Origin of the sequence: Candidatus Pelagibacter communis (assembly GCF_001179925.1) — a bacterium.
GTDB classification, from domain to species: domain Bacteria; phylum Pseudomonadota; class Alphaproteobacteria; order Pelagibacterales; family Pelagibacteraceae; genus Pelagibacter; species Pelagibacter ubique_E.
The window spans coordinates 1-14960 of the sequence record NZ_CVSF01000041.1 but is presented as its reverse complement, the minus strand read 5'-3'; the positions used below and the strand labels follow the sequence as shown (position 1 = coordinate 14960).

At 28.0% G+C, this 14960-nt stretch carries 19 protein-coding genes; 6 read left to right on the top strand and 13 right to left on the bottom strand.

Going from position 1 to position 14960, the window contains the following annotated elements; translation table 11 throughout:
* Positions 1–32: 32 nt before the first annotated feature.
* The 7 genes from AMN70_RS02680 to AMN70_RS02650 form a co-directional block, all read right to left on the bottom strand.
* Complete coding sequence (locus tag AMN70_RS02680) at positions 33–827, bottom strand: adenylyl-sulfate reductase (RefSeq protein ID WP_075501680.1); 795 nt, start codon at positions 825–827, stop codon at positions 33–35.
* 99 nt (positions 828–926) lie between these two features.
* A complete protein-coding gene (locus AMN70_RS02675; protein WP_075501522.1) occupies positions 927–1325 on the bottom strand; it encodes an HIT family protein in 399 nt (132 codons plus the stop codon).
* Positions 1326–1329: 4 nt separating this feature from the next.
* Positions 1330–2103 carry an aminotransferase class IV gene (locus AMN70_RS02670; RefSeq protein WP_075501520.1) on the bottom strand — a complete coding sequence of 258 codons (774 nt, stop codon included), beginning with the start codon at positions 2101–2103 and terminating at the stop codon, positions 1330–1332.
* Positions 2066–2623 (bottom strand): aminodeoxychorismate/anthranilate synthase component II, encoded by a 558-nt coding sequence (locus tag AMN70_RS02665; RefSeq protein ID WP_075501517.1) that lies wholly within the window; start codon positions 2621–2623, stop codon positions 2066–2068. Before AMN70_RS02665 ends, AMN70_RS02670 begins: the two co-directional genes overlap by 38 nt.
* Complete coding sequence (locus AMN70_RS02660) at positions 2620–3774, bottom strand: chorismate-binding protein (protein ID WP_075501514.1); 1155 nt, start codon at positions 3772–3774, stop codon at positions 2620–2622. The genes AMN70_RS02665 and AMN70_RS02660 overlap by 4 nt, the downstream gene beginning before the upstream one ends.
* 1 nt (position 3775) lies before the next feature.
* A complete protein-coding gene (locus AMN70_RS02655) occupies positions 3776–4996 on the bottom strand; it encodes an MFS transporter (protein WP_075501512.1) in 1221 nt (406 codons plus the stop codon).
* Complete coding sequence (locus tag AMN70_RS02650; protein WP_075501509.1) at positions 4993–6168, bottom strand: trans-sulfuration enzyme family protein; 1176 nt, start codon at positions 6166–6168, stop codon at positions 4993–4995. The genes AMN70_RS02655 and AMN70_RS02650 overlap by 4 nt, the downstream gene beginning before the upstream one ends.
* Before the next feature lie 163 nt (positions 6169–6331).
* On the opposite strand from AMN70_RS02650, the gene AMN70_RS02645 reads away from it, so the two are divergent.
* On the top strand, positions 6332–7042 hold the full coding sequence (locus AMN70_RS02645; protein ID WP_075501506.1) for a hypothetical protein: 711 nt from the start codon (positions 6332–6334) through the stop codon (positions 7040–7042).
* Here AMN70_RS02645 and mnmA read toward each other — a convergent pair.
* Positions 7039–8157 carry a tRNA 2-thiouridine(34) synthase MnmA gene (gene mnmA / locus AMN70_RS02640; protein ID WP_075501503.1) on the bottom strand — a complete coding sequence of 373 codons (1119 nt, stop codon included), beginning with the start codon at positions 8155–8157 and terminating at the stop codon, positions 7039–7041. The two genes, AMN70_RS02645 and mnmA, sit on opposite strands and share 4 nt — an antisense overlap.
* A gap of 40 nt (positions 8158–8197) precedes the next feature.
* Between mnmA and AMN70_RS02635 the strand changes: the two genes are divergently transcribed.
* The 3 genes from AMN70_RS02635 to AMN70_RS05655 are packed head-to-tail and all read left to right on the top strand — an operon-like array spanning position 8198 to position 9271.
* Complete coding sequence (locus AMN70_RS02635; protein WP_075501501.1) at positions 8198–8374, top strand: DUF3553 domain-containing protein; 177 nt, start codon at positions 8198–8200, stop codon at positions 8372–8374.
* Positions 8361–9134, top strand: a complete 774-nt coding sequence (locus AMN70_RS02630; protein WP_075501499.1) for a 3'(2'),5'-bisphosphate nucleotidase CysQ family protein — start codon at positions 8361–8363, stop codon at positions 9132–9134. The genes AMN70_RS02635 and AMN70_RS02630 overlap by 14 nt, the downstream gene beginning before the upstream one ends.
* Positions 9134–9271 carry a hypothetical protein gene (locus AMN70_RS05655; protein ID WP_179850372.1) on the top strand — a complete coding sequence of 46 codons (138 nt, stop codon included), beginning with the start codon at positions 9134–9136 and terminating at the stop codon, positions 9269–9271. Before AMN70_RS02630 ends, AMN70_RS05655 begins: the two co-directional genes overlap by 1 nt.
* Here the strand turns inward: AMN70_RS05655 and AMN70_RS02625 are convergent.
* Complete coding sequence (locus AMN70_RS02625) at positions 9263–9826, bottom strand: regulatory protein RecX (RefSeq protein WP_075501497.1); 564 nt, start codon at positions 9824–9826, stop codon at positions 9263–9265. The genes AMN70_RS05655 and AMN70_RS02625 overlap by 9 nt on opposite strands.
* A 28-nt stretch (positions 9827–9854) precedes the next feature.
* Here AMN70_RS02625 and AMN70_RS02620 point away from each other — a divergent pair, with 28 nt between their 5' ends.
* Together AMN70_RS02620 and AMN70_RS02615 are read left to right on the top strand one after the other, a co-directional pair.
* Positions 9855–10328 (top strand): ABA4-like family protein, encoded by a 474-nt coding sequence (locus AMN70_RS02620; RefSeq protein ID WP_075501495.1) that lies wholly within the window; start codon positions 9855–9857, stop codon positions 10326–10328.
* A gap of 13 nt (positions 10329–10341) precedes the next feature.
* Complete coding sequence (locus AMN70_RS02615) at positions 10342–11307, top strand: glycosyltransferase group 2 (protein WP_075501493.1); 966 nt, start codon at positions 10342–10344, stop codon at positions 11305–11307.
* Positions 11308–11427: 120 nt separating this feature from the next.
* Here the strand turns inward: AMN70_RS02615 and AMN70_RS02610 are convergent, their stop codons facing one another.
* The 4 genes from AMN70_RS02610 to AMN70_RS02595 all read right to left on the bottom strand — a co-directional run.
* On the bottom strand, positions 11428–12729 hold the full coding sequence (locus AMN70_RS02610; RefSeq protein WP_075501491.1) for an ammonium transporter family protein: 1302 nt from the start codon (positions 12727–12729) through the stop codon (positions 11428–11430).
* A gap of 142 nt (positions 12730–12871) precedes the next feature.
* Complete coding sequence (locus AMN70_RS02605) at positions 12872–13147, bottom strand: HU family DNA-binding protein (RefSeq protein ID WP_075501489.1); 276 nt, start codon at positions 13145–13147, stop codon at positions 12872–12874.
* A 153-nt stretch (positions 13148–13300) separates the two neighbouring features.
* Entirely contained in the window at positions 13301–14413 is a 1113-nt protein-coding gene (gene rseP, locus AMN70_RS02600; RefSeq protein WP_075501485.1) for an RIP metalloprotease RseP, read from the bottom strand.
* 41 nt (positions 14414–14454) lie between these two features.
* On the bottom strand, positions 14455–14960 hold a 506-nt coding region (locus tag AMN70_RS02595; protein WP_075501484.1), incomplete at its 5' end, for an SOS response-associated peptidase.

The window sequence follows — 14960 nt, the reverse complement described above, 5'->3', positions numbered from 1 at the left end:
AATTTTAATTTTCTCCTTTTCCTATTAACATATTAATAATGTTTTGGCTCTTCTCTTTTTATTCCTAGGCCAAATTGCTCAGGTGCATCTGCAGGTGGTGGAAGATTATCTCTCGAACCATCAGCTTCTGCTAAATTTTTTTGTATTGCAGCTCCAGGTTTATAAAACATATGTGCAAATTTAGACCAATAAACTCCACCAAATAAAATTAAATTAGATGCAATAAATAAAGTCAAAAATAAATATGATAAACCAGTTTGGCCACTAAATTGAGTGTATGACCAAGCTAAACCAAAAGTTGAGCATGCCAGTAATGCTAAAACAAATAGATCAGCTTTAATAATTCTATACCATGGATAAGCTTCTGCTGATACATCGACTCTCAAAAAAAACCAAAACCAATAACCTCCTAAACAAGTTAATATTGCTCCTACATGCCAAATGATCGACCAAGTTTGAGAATTTGGTTTATCAGCACCTGTGTAACAAAAAACTAAGATGGCAGAAGAAACCCAAAACAAAATTGTTCCGTACATTCCAAGGACATGTGCGAGCCTTCTTTTACCAAAACCCAATTCAGAAGTTGTGCCAATATCTACTACTGTTGTTTTGGCTATGACAGAAACTTTTTCTCCTACACCTAATTTTTTCGTAGCTGCTAATTTTGCTTTTCTTGCATTGTTAAAAAAATATGTAAGATTTTTATGGTGGATCATCTGAATTATCGTTCCAATAGCTATTAAAAGAATCATAGCAATGATAAAGGATTGCATTGCAAGTGGCGATACTGTTTCAGCTAATAAAGAAAAAGGATTGTTGTTTAACATTTCCGCCATTAGTTAAAATTAGAATTAGTTTTAAGTTTTATATATAGTTGAACTAATAGTTCAACCTCAAACTCAGGTCAATTTGTCTTTAATAATTGGCTATTTCTCTCTTTTATAATGTTGTTTTTTTGGGATCACAGATCTTACTCCTCCCTGGGGATTCTCAACATCACCTTCTCTTCTAGGAATCAAATGAAAGTGACAATGTAAAATAGATTGACCTGAAACTTTTCCAATATTAGTTCCTAAATTAAATCCTTTTACTGATGAGTCTTTATTTGTAATTTCTTTTTTTACAATTTTAATTAATTCATTACACGCAATCAATTCCTCATTAGATAAATCAAAATAATCTTTTATGTGTCTTTTAGGAATAATTAAGCAATGATATTCTGAGACTGGATATGAATCATAACTAGCATATGCCAGATCATTTTCATGTGCACATCCACTTTCCTCACTATTACAAAATAAACAAGGATTGTTTGGATCTTTCATTTGCTTAAAATCTATAAAAATTGCAATTTTTTATGACTAAGTCATATTGTTTTGAGAGAAAATTAAATTTTTTTTGACTTTTTCTTTTCCATTTAATTTCATTTATTGATTTTACTGATGTAACTCCTTTACCTGAACCTAAAAGTAAAATTTCATCGTAATTTTTAATTTCTTTTAATAAAATATCTTTCTTTATTATTTTTTTTATCTTTGATTTAAAAAATTTATAAGTGTTTCCCTGATAATAATCTTTTTTTGGTGTAAAAAATTTTTTATCTTTGACAAATAATAAATTCGAAGTTCCGGTTTCTAAAATCTTTTTATTAGACACAAGCGCAATATCTGATTGAGAATTATCCATTTTAGAAAGATATGATAGTATTTTTTTATATTTTAGGTTTTTAAATTGAGGCTTTTCTCTTTTTATTTTTGCTAACTTTAGATTAAAATTTGATTTTGATTTGACTCTTTTTCTTAAAGAAATTGATATAATTTTCTTATTTACGGCAATTCTAAGTAAATGATTATATTTTTTCTTTTTAGATAAATTTATATTTATTATTTTCAAGATATCTTCTTTTAAAGATTTTTTTTTTATCTGGTATTTTTTTAATGATAAAATTAGATTTCTTAAATGGTTATTAAAGAACAATATTTTTGCTGGTTTTCCAAAAATCCACATAGTTGTAAAGATTCCATGATCTCCCCATAGGTCATTGAATTCTATCTGTTTTAAGTCTTTAAGTTGATAAGATTTTTTTAATAAGTATTTTGCCATTGATAGTTAAAAAAGACTCCGGGTGAAATTGAAATCCATAAATTTTATCTTTATTATTTTCAAAAGCCATTGCAACTTTTGAAGTTAAGCATCTCATAGTTATCTCAAAATTATCAGATTTGAAAGGTTCTTTTAATTTTAATGAATGATACCTGCCTACTTTAAATAGTTTCCCTTTTTGAAATAAAGATTTGTTATTAATTACTTTAATATTTGATTGATATCCATGATATATCTTTTTTTGTTCAATAATTTTTGCACCTTCGCAATGTAAAATTTGTTGAAACCCCAGACAGATTCCTATCATCTTTTTTTTTCCTTTTAATTTTCTATAAATTTTTGAAGTAGTTGGATAATTCTTTGGATTACCAGGGCCCGGTGAAAAAACTACTGTTGATGCATGTTTAATCTTATTTTCATTAATCTTATTAAAATTATCACACTCAACTTTATCGAATAATGAAAGTTGATGTACCACATTATGAGTAAATGAGTCGTTATGATCTATGACATAAATCATTTAAATAAATCAATTAATGCTTTTGCTTTTATATAATTTTCATTAAATTCATGTTTTGCATTACTATCTACTACCACACCTGATGCAACAGATATTTCAGAAATATTATTAAAATTTAAAATTGATCTAATAATAATATTAAATCTCATATCTCCATTAAATTTGATATATCCAAAACTTCCAGTGTAAATATTTCTGTTTTCTCTCTCTTGATTGTTTAAAAGATTTAGTGTGTTTATCTTTGGACAACCGATGACTGACCCGCCTGGCATCATGGCCTTAATAATGTCAATGTTATTAATATTTTTTTTCAATTTACCTTTTATAAGACTGACATAATGAAAAAGATCTTTATATTCCTCAACAATCTTTTGTTTAGAAAGTTTAACAGATCCTACTTTACAAATTTTAGATAAATCATTTCTTTCCATGTCAACAATCATATTATGTTCTTTGGTTTCTTTAAGATTTTTTTTGAAATAATTTAAAGCTTTGAACTTATTTAAAGTTTTTGTTTTTTTAACTGTTCCAGCAATAGGCTTTGTAGATATATCAGAACCTTTCTTAGTTATAAGATTTTCTGGTGAACAACTGATTATTGAATAGTTTTTATCTCTTATCATAAAAGCTTCTGGAGCTAAATTTGTTTGTGATAACCTTGAAAAAAAATCAAGAGGATCAATTTTTGATTTTGTTTTATATTTAGTACAAATTTTAATTTGATAAGTTTCACCACTTTTTATCTTTTTTTTAAATTTATCGAAAATTTTTACATAAGATTTTTTGTTTATATTGATCTTAAATTTATTAGCCTTAAAATTTCTTTCACTTTTGTACTTAAGTTTATTAGTTATCTTTATCTTTTTTTCTGGCTTGTAGAAAATTCCTTTTGGAAAATTTGTGTTTTTTTGTTTAGGTATTTTAACATTAATCAAATTATTTAATAATTCATAGCCAAAAAAACCAATAAATAAGTCTGTATTTTTTTGTTTGTTCTTATATTTTTTGTTTAAAAAACTATTAACGTTTTTATTATTAAGAATAATCTTCTCGGAAAAGTTTGTATATAAGTCAAAACCTTTTTTAGATTTATAAATAACATAGGATTTTCCTGAATGGTGAATCTCTGCTAATTGTTTTTGTGTATTCAATTTATTCTGTTTTTAATCTCAAAACTGGTTCTTCTCTAATTGGTAGATGTATTATTGCTGCGAAAACAGATAAAGCAATTGCTAAATACCACGCATAATCATATGAACCATAAAGATCATGAAATAAGCCACCTAAATATGCACCAAAAAAAGATCCAATTTGGTGACTTAAAAATACAATTCCATATAACATGCCCAAATATTTTGTACCAAATATATGTGCCACAATACCACTTGTAGCTGGAACTGTTGAAAGCCATAAAAAACCAAAACTTGCTCCAAATAAAAAAGCACTAATGTTAGTTGCAGGTGTAAATATAAAAAGAATAATAGAGATGCCTCTTAAAAAATAAATAGCACTGAGAATAATCTTTTTACTCATTTTTGCTGAAAGATATCCACTTAATAATGACCCAAAAATATTAAACAGCCCAATTAATGATAAAATAGCGGCTGCAGTCCAATCTTCTAAGCCTCTATCTATAACGTATTTTGGTACATGAGTTCCAACTAAGGTAATATGAAAACCACAAACAAAAAATCCTGATACAAGCAGAATATAACTTTTAGTTTTAAAAGCTTCAATCAAAGCCTCTTTAAAAGATTGGTCTGAAGTTTTTTCTATTCTCTCGGCTTCAGATGGAGATCTTACAAAATAAGCAGCAACTAAGCCCGTTAATAAAAATAAAGTAAATATAAATAAAGTATAATTCCAACCATACTCTTGCAAAGAATAAGTAGTAAAAATTGGTGAAAGAAAATAACCAAAAGACCCTATAGCAGTGACGATACTCATTGCTATTGTTCTTGTTGATAACGGAAAATGTTTACCAACAACTGACATTGGAATACTTATTGCAGTACCGCCAAGGCCAATACCTATCAATAATCCCATATGAATTTGAAAAAAAATACCTGTATTTGGGCCAGTATATAAAAAATATATGCCTAAAGTATAAAATATAAATGCAGATATTATGGCGATGTGACCACCATATCGATCAGCTATTGCTCCAAAAATTGGGCCAGTTAAACCCCACATTAACATTTGTATTCCAATAGCTAATCCAAATGCGGTGTTACTAATATTTAAACTTTCATTGAAATCTATAAAAAATAAACCAAAAACCTGTCTTACTCCTAAAGAAATTAAAACAACAAAACATGCTGCAAATAAAGTTATTATTGCAGTTTTAGATTTAAAAAAATTTTCTATTATCATTTTAAATGTCTTAATGCTTGTTTAATATCTGCAATTAAGTCATTCGGATCTTCAAGACCAATATGGAGTCTAACAAGATGTTCGTCTTTCGCTAGATTCATATATTTTCTATTTCCTGTTTCTCTAAATTCTTGGTGTAAAGCCAAACTTTCAAAACCACCCCAACTATAACCATATCCAAAAAGTTTTAGTGAATTAACAAATTTTCTTACAGAGTTTATATTTTTTGACTTTATCTTTAATCCCATTAAGCCTGAAGCGCCTTTATAATATTTTTTCCACATTCTAAAATTGTGGGAATTTTTCTTATAAGGATAAAGTAATTTTATTTTCTTGTTTCTGGATAAAAAAGCAGCAATTTTTTTTGCATTTTCTCTGTGTCTATCTAATCTTACATCTAAAGTTCTCAAACCTCGAGTTATCAAATATGCATCATCAGGACCCAGTCTTAAACCTGTAATTTTTTCGGCAGCTTTTACTTTTGAAAAAACCTTTTTATTTACCGCTAAACTTCCTCCCATAACATCAGAATGACCAGAATAATATTTTGTTGCTGAAACAATCGACATGTCAAAACCAAGTTTGATAGGTTTTAAATAATATGGAGTACCCCAAGTATTATCCATAGCAGTTAAAATTTTGTGTTTTTTTGCTATTGAAATTATTTTTCCAAGATCTTGAAAATCAAATGTATTACTTCCAGGATTTTCTACAAAAATTAATTTCGTCTTTTTGGTTATATTTTTTTCTAATGTCTCAAGATCACTAGGATTATAAAAAATTGTCTTTATATTGTATTCTTTTAGAAAATCCTGAGTAAGAATTCTTGTGGGACTATAAACTGGATCTGCTGCAATAATTTCATCTCCAGGTCTTACAACACTAAATATGGCTAAGAAGACTGAGCCAAAACCTGTTGGAGTTGTAAATACATGATAACTTTCTTCAAGTTTAGTTAAAATTTTTTGTAAAATGTAAGTTGTTGATGTTCCTTGTCTGCCGTAATCATAATGGCCACCTATTGGATTTTTTATAGCTTTAGCTTGAGTTTTTCTAATATGTTGCATCGATTTAAAAATGATTGTCGATGCTCTTACAACTGGAGGATTTACAGACTGATTATGAAAGTCTTTTGCTGTATGTTTTAGAAAAGTCTTGAAAGATTTAGACATAAAAAATTTGAATACTTCATAGGACAATGCTATATCCCGCTGATAATTTCAATTAAATTATAACTAAAGGAGACTATGGGTTACCCAAAAAAACATAGAGGCCGAAGAAAACAAGGGTCTAAAAAAAGAAGAGCTAAAAGAAAAAACAAAAAAAAATAGTTCTATGGACCAAATCAATAAGGCCAAGTACATCAGTATATGGATTTTTATTGTTCCTTTTATAGCAGTTAATACTTGCTTAATTCTAATAACTCAATTTCATGAATTATTTCCTAATCATGAGGATATAATTCATAATACTATTCCATATTTTGATGGTGGGGCATCTATAAGCAGAACTGCGAGGCCTTATCCATCATGGTTAGTATTCAAACCTGCTATGTTTTTAACATCATTTCTACTTATCAAATATTGGCTGTTCAATAAAAGTATCGTTTCTTTTTTTGATAAAGATCATAAAAATATTAAAAAAATTGTTTATTTTGGAATTGCCTCAGCCATAGCTTTGACTATTCATTCAATTTTTTTAGGCATCAAATTTGATAATGATATTTATAAACTTTTCAGAAGAGTTGTTATGTTAATGTTCATCTCATTTGAAATAGTTGCTCAAGCATATTTAGTGATGACTTTGTATTCCTTTAGGGACAAACTTTTAAAATACATCAATAAAACTTATCTAACTCTTAAAATTTACCTTGTTAGCATCCTGATTATTGTGGCAACTATAAGTATTCCCATTATTAGTTTGCCAGGAGATAATGTAATGGGATTTAATGTAAAATATTTCAAACATGCTTTAGAATGGAATTATTTTATAGGAGTTATAACATTTTATCTTTTAACTTTTTTTATGTGGAAGAAGGTTGATTAATCTATAATCCAACCACCTCCTAAAACTTTATATCCTTGATTATCTAAATCATAAAAAACACAAGCTTGTCCGGGAGAAATTCCGTCCTCAAAATCATCTAAATTAACTTCTGCAGAATTTTCATTTTTAAAATTAACTTTTGCTCTTAATAATTTACCAGTTGATCTAACTTTTGCTAAAATATTTTTAGAAAATTCTTTTTTATCAACTAATAAATTTAAATTATTTATTTGAATATTCTTTTTTCCTAACTTTTCTCTTGGACCAACTATAATTTCATTTTTATCAGAATTAATTTTAATAACATATAATGGTTCTATATCTGAAACTTTAATTCCTTTTCGTTGGCCAATTGTAAAATTAATTATTCCATCATGGACACCAATGACTTTTCCGTCTAAATCTTTTATATTTCCTTTTTTTAAAGAGTCTGGTCTGAATTTTCTTATTACAGAGGCGTAATCACCATTTGGCACAAAACATATATCTTGACTATCTGGTTTATCTGCAACATTCAGATTTAATTTTTTTGCTATTTTTCTTGTTTCATCTTTTAACATTCCACCTAAAGGAAATCTTAAATAATTCAGTTGCTCCCTAGTTGTATTAAACAAAAAATAACTTTGATCTCTATTTTCATCAATTGCTCGATACATATTAGTTTCATTATTAAGAGTTATACTTTTTACATAATGTCCTGTAATTAAAGCATCAGCATTTAGATCTTTTGAAAATTCAAATAAGTCTTTAAATTTGACTGTTTGGTTACATTGAACACAAGGTATAGGTGTCTCGCCTTTTAAATAACTGTTAACAAAATTATCTATAACACCTTGTTTAAATTTATTTTGATAATATAAAATTTTGTGTTCTATATCTAATTTCTGAGCGACTCTTTTTGCATCCATAATATCTTGACCAGAACAACATTGTTTTGAAGATGCAACTTCTTTACTATTATCATAAAGCTTTAAAGTTATACCTAATACCTTGTACCCATCTCTTTTCATCATTCCAGCCACAGTAGATGAGTCGACTCCACCTGACATAGCTACCACAACTGTTGTTTCAGATGGTTTTTTTGAAAGTCCTATAGAGTTTAATTGAGAGTTCATTAATTGGTATTTATACTTATTTCTATTATAAGTTAAATAAATGATATTAGATTTTGAACCAGGTGACAAAGTTTATAATCCCGCAGCCAAAGAATGGGGTATTGGACAAGTTCAATCAATAATTAAAGAAAAAGTTACAGTAAATTTTCAAAATGCTGGAAAAAAAGTAATTAATTCAAATAATATTGAATTGAAAAAGATAAATGAAAGAAATTGATATTAAAAAATTAATTATAAGTTTAATAAGACCTTTTCTTAATGCGGGTGAGATATCTATAAATTTAAGAAAAAATGGTCTTACAAAAAAAATGAAGTCAGATAACACTCCTGTTACTAATGGTGATTTAGAAGTTAATAAAATAGTCAGTGACAAATTAAAGGAATTGACTCCTTTTCTTCCAATAATTTCAGAGGAAACATCTGAAAACAAATCTATTGAAAATCTAAAAGATTTTTGGTTGGTGGATCCAATTGACGGAACCTATGATTATATAAATGATTTAGATGAATTTACTATAAATGCAGGTTTAATAATAAATCGCAAACCAGCTGCAGGAATAATTTACGCTCCAGCAAAAAAAAGAATGTTTTACTCTTTTGGTGAAGGCCATGCATATGAATTAAAAAATAAAAAAGAAATTAAATTAGACGGTTCAAGAAATCATGAAAAAGATAAAATTAAATTTGTATCTTACTCAGATAAAATTAAACCAGAAATTCAAAAAATTTTTGATAAGTTAAATGTTAAAGAATATACTAAAATGAAAAGTTCATTAAAATTTTGTGTTATTGCCAGTGGAGAATATGATGGTTATGTAGCTGAACCAAGAGCTTGTGAATGGGATATTGCTGCTGGTCATGCAATTTTAAAACATTCAGGTGGTTCAGTAACTGATTTTGAAAATAAAGAAATTCTTTATGGAAAGAAAAATTTTGAAAACCCTAGTCTTATTTTAAAAAGTAAAAAATTGATATAATGGATGAACAATTAAGGATAATATTAATTATTATTATTTCAGTATCAATTTTTGGATTAATATTATTTGTATTTGTAAGAAATTATATCAAAAATAAAATTGACAATCTTGTTAAAGAGAAAAAAAAACTAAAGTAAATTTATTATTTTTAAATAATCTTCCTTTTTAATATCCATTACTCTTTTCGACGTTTCAAAATCAAAGCCATTTCTTGCTAATAGTGAAATATCTTTTTTGTAAAATAATGATCTATTCTCCTCAGTTCTAGCAGGTCCTACCCTCTTTTTTTTACAGAGTTTAATTGCAGAAAAAAAGTCTTGATCAGAATTTTCATACTTTATTTTATCAACAGTTTCTTTAATAAATTCGTCGTTGATGCCTTTTCCAATTAAATAATTTCTAATTTTATTAATTGAATTTCCTCTTTGTATCATACTTTTAGCTTTACTTTCTGAGTAAAATTTATCATTAACAAACTTACTTTTTTCTAGATCAGATAAGACAATATCTATTAAATTGTTAATATCTTGTTTTTTAACATTTGATACTGAAATTTTTAAATATTTTTTTAAAAGATAGGTTTTAAGCTGCTGTTTGGATGGAGCATATTTCTCTACATAAGCCAATGCAAAATTACGCATTTCTTCAACAGTTACTTTTAATGATTTTTTTTTGTTTCTTATAGGAATCATAATAAGATCTAATATAATATATTAGATAATGATCGAACAAATTTATAATTATTTTACAGTTGAAATGCTCTACTTTTGGGTAAACATTGGTGTATTGCCATTTTGGTTTTTAATTATATTTTTTCCTCAATCAAATCTTTGTAAATATTTGGCAACTTCTATATTTCCGATCTTATTATTAAGTGGAGCCTATGTATTTGTTTTGTATAAAGCATATTTGAGTTCATTTGATTTTATGGGAAACTTTAGCCTTTACTTGGGTTTAGACTACATTTCAAAACTATTTACAGATGAATTTTATTTATTAATGTTATGGATCCACTTTGTATCAATAAATCTTTTTGTAGGTGGATGGATTTTAAAAGATGCTCAAAAACTTATTATGAATAGATTGCTTTTGACAATACCTTTAATAATTACTTATTTGATAGGACCCATTGGTTTATTTATCTATTGGGTCATCAGAATTTTTTACGCTAAAAAACTTAGTCTCTATGATTGATTAAAGAAATATCATGAAAAAAATATTTATTAAACTTTCTAAATTATTAGGCTATGAACTAATTGATCAAAACGATTTTAAATCGCCAACTTTAAATAAAGAATTAAATGAAAATCTTTCAACATTAAATGAGAAATCAATAATTTTACCCCTCGGGGAGGTAAAAATTTCAAGAAAAGTTAATTCTGTTTTATTAATAGTTAGAATGAATACAGATATTGAAATTTGGGATCAAAATAAAAGAAGATTATTTGAGCAACCAAAAATAGAATACTCTGTTCGATCAATTAAATCACTGATAAATGCAAAAAATTATTGTCAAGCAAAATTACCAAATTTAAAAATTAAGACTATAATTATTGATGATAATTCAAACTCTGAAAATTTAGGTCGTGTGAAAAAATTATTAGACAATGATATTCAGATTATAACTCTAGATCACAAAAAATTTAAACCCAAGATAAAAAATCAAAAATCAAAAGAAACTTTTTCAAATCTAGCAAGTTTGTCACAAAGTTTTGAAATAGGAAAAAATGAAGGAGAAGATTTAATATTTTTTATTGAAGATGATTATCTTCATTTTGACTCAATGTTAGAAGAAATGATTATGTCATATGAAAGAATATCTTCTCAAATTGGTAAGGATATTTTTATGTGCCCCTCTGATTACCCATATTTATATATGGATAATAAAAAAGCTAATATTCTAATAGGGAGCAAAAGACATTGGCGAACAATAGATAAAACACTTTGTACTTTTTTGACTAGCAAATATTTATTGAATAAATACTGGGATAAATTTGAAAAAACATGTCAAGATCGTCATAATCCTTTTGAAAAATATATTAATGAAATTTATTTAGAAGAAATTTGTATCTCTCCAATAAAAAGTTTATCTTTACATTTAACTAATATCAATTCAAGTTATGGTCTTGCACCATTTATAAATTACAAAAAATTTTGGGATGAAAATAAATAAAAAAGCCCTCTAAAATAGAGGGCTTTATTGTTTATATTAACTAGAGGAAGCATTAAGGAACTCTTCGATGAGTAATCGCAATAATACGCAGAGAGCGAAGAGTCCCTTTATTGTTAACAATTAGTCACGTATCGCATAAGCAATTACACCTGTTTCAGTAACATCAGTACCTTTAGTTTCACCTTCTTTACTCAACCTTAGGCCGATAGTTGCTTTAATAACGCTAAAGACAATGTAAGCGACTACAAATACAAATATGTTTACTGATAACACACCAATTAATTGTGAGCTGAAAGCAGCATCTGAGTTTGTTGCTGGAACAATTAGTGTTCCCCAAATACCTGCAAACAAGTGTGCTGGTATTGCACCTACTACATCATCAATCTTTAATGTGAATAATAATTTAGTTCCATAAACTACAATCAGACCACCTACTGCACCAATTAAGATAGCTGCAAAAGGTGATGGAGCTAATGGTTCAGCTGTTACTGCAACTAATCCACCAATACATCCATTTAACATTTGGACAACGTCTGTTTTACCAAAATGTAGTCTTGTGATTATAGCAGCACCAATTACACCACCTGCTCCTGCTAAAAACGTATTCATGAAAATAGTTGAAACAGCAATCGCATCAACAGCAGTTCCCATCGCTAATTGTGAACCACCGTTAAAACCAAACCAACCTAACCATAAAATGAATACACCAATAGTTACTAAAGGAATTGAAGAGGCTGCAAAAGGCTTTAGTGGAGCTGGAGCACCAGACTTTGTAAATCTTCCGAGTCTAGGGCCAATAATCATTGCACCAGCTAAAGCAGCTGCACCACCGGTTGAGTGTACTAGAGTTGATCCAGCAAAATCAGAAAAACCAGCTTCTGCTAACCAGCCTCCACCCCACTGCCAACCCATCACGATTGGATAAATAATTCCTGAAAGAACTGCAGCAAATACGAAAAATGGCCATAATTTAATTCTCTCTGCCATTGTACCAGAAACTATAGAAACTGTGGTTGCACAAAAGACCATTTGAAAATACCAATCTGATCCATCTGAATAACCTGTATCAACAGCACTAGCATCTGACCATGGAATAAATTTACCAATATAACCACCTTCTGGAATACCATAGGCTAAGTTATAACCTACCATCCAGAACATAATTCCTGCAATTGAAAATAATCCTATATTTTTTGCACAGATAACGGATACACTTTTTGATGTAACCATACCTGACTCTAGCATTGCAAATCCAGCCGCCATAAACATAACTAGAAATCCACAAATTAAGAAAAGCAAAGTATTAAATATGAATCCAACTTCAGCAGAAACTGTGGTTTCTGCCATACCTGCACTACTCATGTTTAATAAAAAAATTAAACTAATAAGTGGTGCACTTATTATTTTTATTAATTTAGTCATAAGACCTCCCTGTAAAGGGAGTACTTATATTTTTTAATAATTTAAAAACTAACGCTGATTAGGAAAATTGGCTATGCAATATTTGCATATACAAACAGCCTTAATGCTAATTTTACGAACATTAAGGCTGTTTTAAAAAGAGTTATTTATTGAATACTTCTTTTAAAGCTTTTGCAGGTAAGAATTTTACCTTTTGTGATGCTGCAATTTGAATTTGCTCACCAGTTCTAGGGTTTCTTCCAACTCTAGCTTTTCTTTTAGCCACTTTATAAGTACCAAATCCAGCGATTTTTACAGAATCATCACCTTTTAAAGCATCTAAAATAGTATTGGTAATTGTGTCAAAAGTTCTTTCAGCATCAGCCTTACTTAAATTTAATGCCCCTGAAAGTTTAACAACTAATTGTTTTTTGTTCATTTTAGCTCCGGTTTTAGGTTATTTCTATCTTTCAAAAAAACCCCTAAAAATCAACCTTTTTTTTAGTTACTTAAATGTTTATAAACACAATATGTTGTATAATCTTTAATTAGTGTTGATTTTATTGGTTTTTTTAATTTTTTTTAATCTTAATTATTTAAACAAACCAAGATCCTTTAAATCATTAAATGTTGTAAAAAACATTAAAGATATCAATAAAAACATACCGATTCGAAAAAAACCTTCTTGCGTTTTTTGAGATAGAGGACGACCTAATACTTTCTCAAATGCATAAAACATCAGGTGACCACCATCTAGCATAGGAATGGGAAATAAATTTACTAACCCAAGGCTAATAGAAATATAAGCCATCATACTTATAAATGCTAAAACACCAATATCCGCAACTTGACCTGAAATTTTAGCAATTCTGATTGGTCCACCTAATTGTGAGGTGTCAGCTTTTCCAATAATCATGCCTCCAATATATTTAAGGCTAGAAATACTCACATAATAAACCTCATTTATAGCATGCAAAATTGCTTGTCCTGGACCAAGTTTTACATGGTTAATCTTATTGTTATAAGCCCCAAGTTTTATGCCTACAATTCTTTTATTAACTGAATTACCTAGGTTGTCCTCACTTTTAATCATTATTGGTTTTATTTTTAATAATATTTCGTCATAAGAACGTTTTACTTTAAAATCGATAAATTCATCTGTGGACATTGTAATATATTTTGAAACATCAAGGATGCTTTGAACTTCATTTCCATCAATTTCTAGAATAATGTCATCTTGCTCTAATCCTCCTGACATTGCAGGACTATCTTTTTGAACTTCATTGATAACTGCTGGAGTAAAGTCTTTTCCAATGAAAGTATAAATTGAGAAAAAAATAACTAAAGCTAATAAGAAATTAGCTAAAGGACCACCAAAAACAATCAGTGTTCTTTGATATAATGGTTTTAAAGTAAATAATTTTGCTTGTTCTGTCTCACTGTATTTTTTTAAAATTTCATCATGGTCAGCCTGAGAATATACATTTCTATCACCAAAGAATTTTACATAACCACCTAGAGGTATCCAGCAAATTTTCCATCTTGTGCCTAACTTATCATTCCAACCAATAATTTCTTTTCCAAATCCAATCGAAAAATCTGTAACTCCAACACCATATTTTCTAGCAAAATAATAATGTCCATACTCATGAATAAAAACCACAATTAAAATTAAAATAATAAAGGGTATTATGTATGTTATCATTGTCTTTTATTTTAATTGAATATGATTATATACTCAACTATCTAATTATTAATTTGTTGAATTAATGACGCAGTATTATTAGCCGGTTTGTTAACTTCTTTTGAAACCTCATGAAAAACTAAGTTTGATTTTTCACATTCTTTTAAAAACTTTGAGCCTGATAATTCTAAATTTAAATATCGATTCACATCTTTTTGATTTAATATTACTGGTTGGCGATGATGGATTTCTTTGATACTTTCAGATGCTTCTTCAGTAATTAAACAAAACTGATTGTTTTCAAATATAGCAGCAAAAAAGATTGGTTTTTTATCTTCTCTAAAAAAATAATGAGGTATTTTCTCATTTTCTTTTCTTTTCCACTCATAAAATCCATCGGCGACTGCCACACATCTAAAATCTTTAATTAATTTTTTAAAGGATACTTTTTCATCAATTGTCTCTAATCTTGCGTTAATCAAAGCTTTAAATTCTTTATCTTTTGCCCATTCTGGAATTAGTCCCCATTTTAAATTTTCTAAAGCATTACCGTTCTTATATTTCTTAA

Coding starts and splice junctions, on each gene's coding strand:
- AMN70_RS02680 (WP_075501680.1), bottom strand. CDS start 827: ATGTTAAACAACAATCCTTTTTCTTTATTAGCTGAAACAGTATCGCCA.
- AMN70_RS02675 (WP_075501522.1), bottom strand. CDS start 1,325: ATGAAAGATCCAAACAATCCTTGTTTATTTTGTAATAGTGAGGAAAGT.
- AMN70_RS02670 (WP_075501520.1), bottom strand. CDS start 2,103: ATGGCAAAATACTTATTAAAAAAATCTTATCAACTTAAAGACTTAAAA.
- AMN70_RS02665 (WP_075501517.1), bottom strand. CDS start 2,623: ATGATTTATGTCATAGATCATAACGACTCATTTACTCATAATGTGGTA.
- AMN70_RS02655 (WP_075501512.1), bottom strand. CDS start 4,996: ATGATAATAGAAAATTTTTTTAAATCTAAAACTGCAATAATAACTTTA.
- AMN70_RS02650 (WP_075501509.1), bottom strand. CDS start 6,168: ATGTCTAAATCTTTCAAGACTTTTCTAAAACATACAGCAAAAGACTTT.
- AMN70_RS02645 (WP_075501506.1), top strand. CDS start 6,332: ATGGACCAAATCAATAAGGCCAAGTACATCAGTATATGGATTTTTATT.
- mnmA (WP_075501503.1), bottom strand. CDS start 8,157: ATGAACTCTCAATTAAACTCTATAGGACTTTCAAAAAAACCATCTGAA.
- AMN70_RS02635 (WP_075501501.1), top strand. CDS start 8,198: ATGATATTAGATTTTGAACCAGGTGACAAAGTTTATAATCCCGCAGCC.
- AMN70_RS02630 (WP_075501499.1), top strand. CDS start 8,361: ATGAAAGAAATTGATATTAAAAAATTAATTATAAGTTTAATAAGACCT.
- AMN70_RS05655 (WP_179850372.1), top strand. CDS start 9,134: ATGGATGAACAATTAAGGATAATATTAATTATTATTATTTCAGTATCA.
- AMN70_RS02625 (WP_075501497.1), bottom strand. CDS start 9,826: ATGATTCCTATAAGAAACAAAAAAAAATCATTAAAAGTAACTGTTGAA.
- AMN70_RS02620 (WP_075501495.1), top strand. CDS start 9,855: ATGATCGAACAAATTTATAATTATTTTACAGTTGAAATGCTCTACTTT.
- AMN70_RS02615 (WP_075501493.1), top strand. CDS start 10,342: ATGAAAAAAATATTTATTAAACTTTCTAAATTATTAGGCTATGAACTA.
- AMN70_RS02610 (WP_075501491.1), bottom strand. CDS start 12,729: ATGACTAAATTAATAAAAATAATAAGTGCACCACTTATTAGTTTAATT.
- AMN70_RS02605 (WP_075501489.1), bottom strand. CDS start 13,147: ATGAACAAAAAACAATTAGTTGTTAAACTTTCAGGGGCATTAAATTTA.
- rseP (WP_075501485.1), bottom strand. CDS start 14,413: ATGATAACATACATAATACCCTTTATTATTTTAATTTTAATTGTGGTT.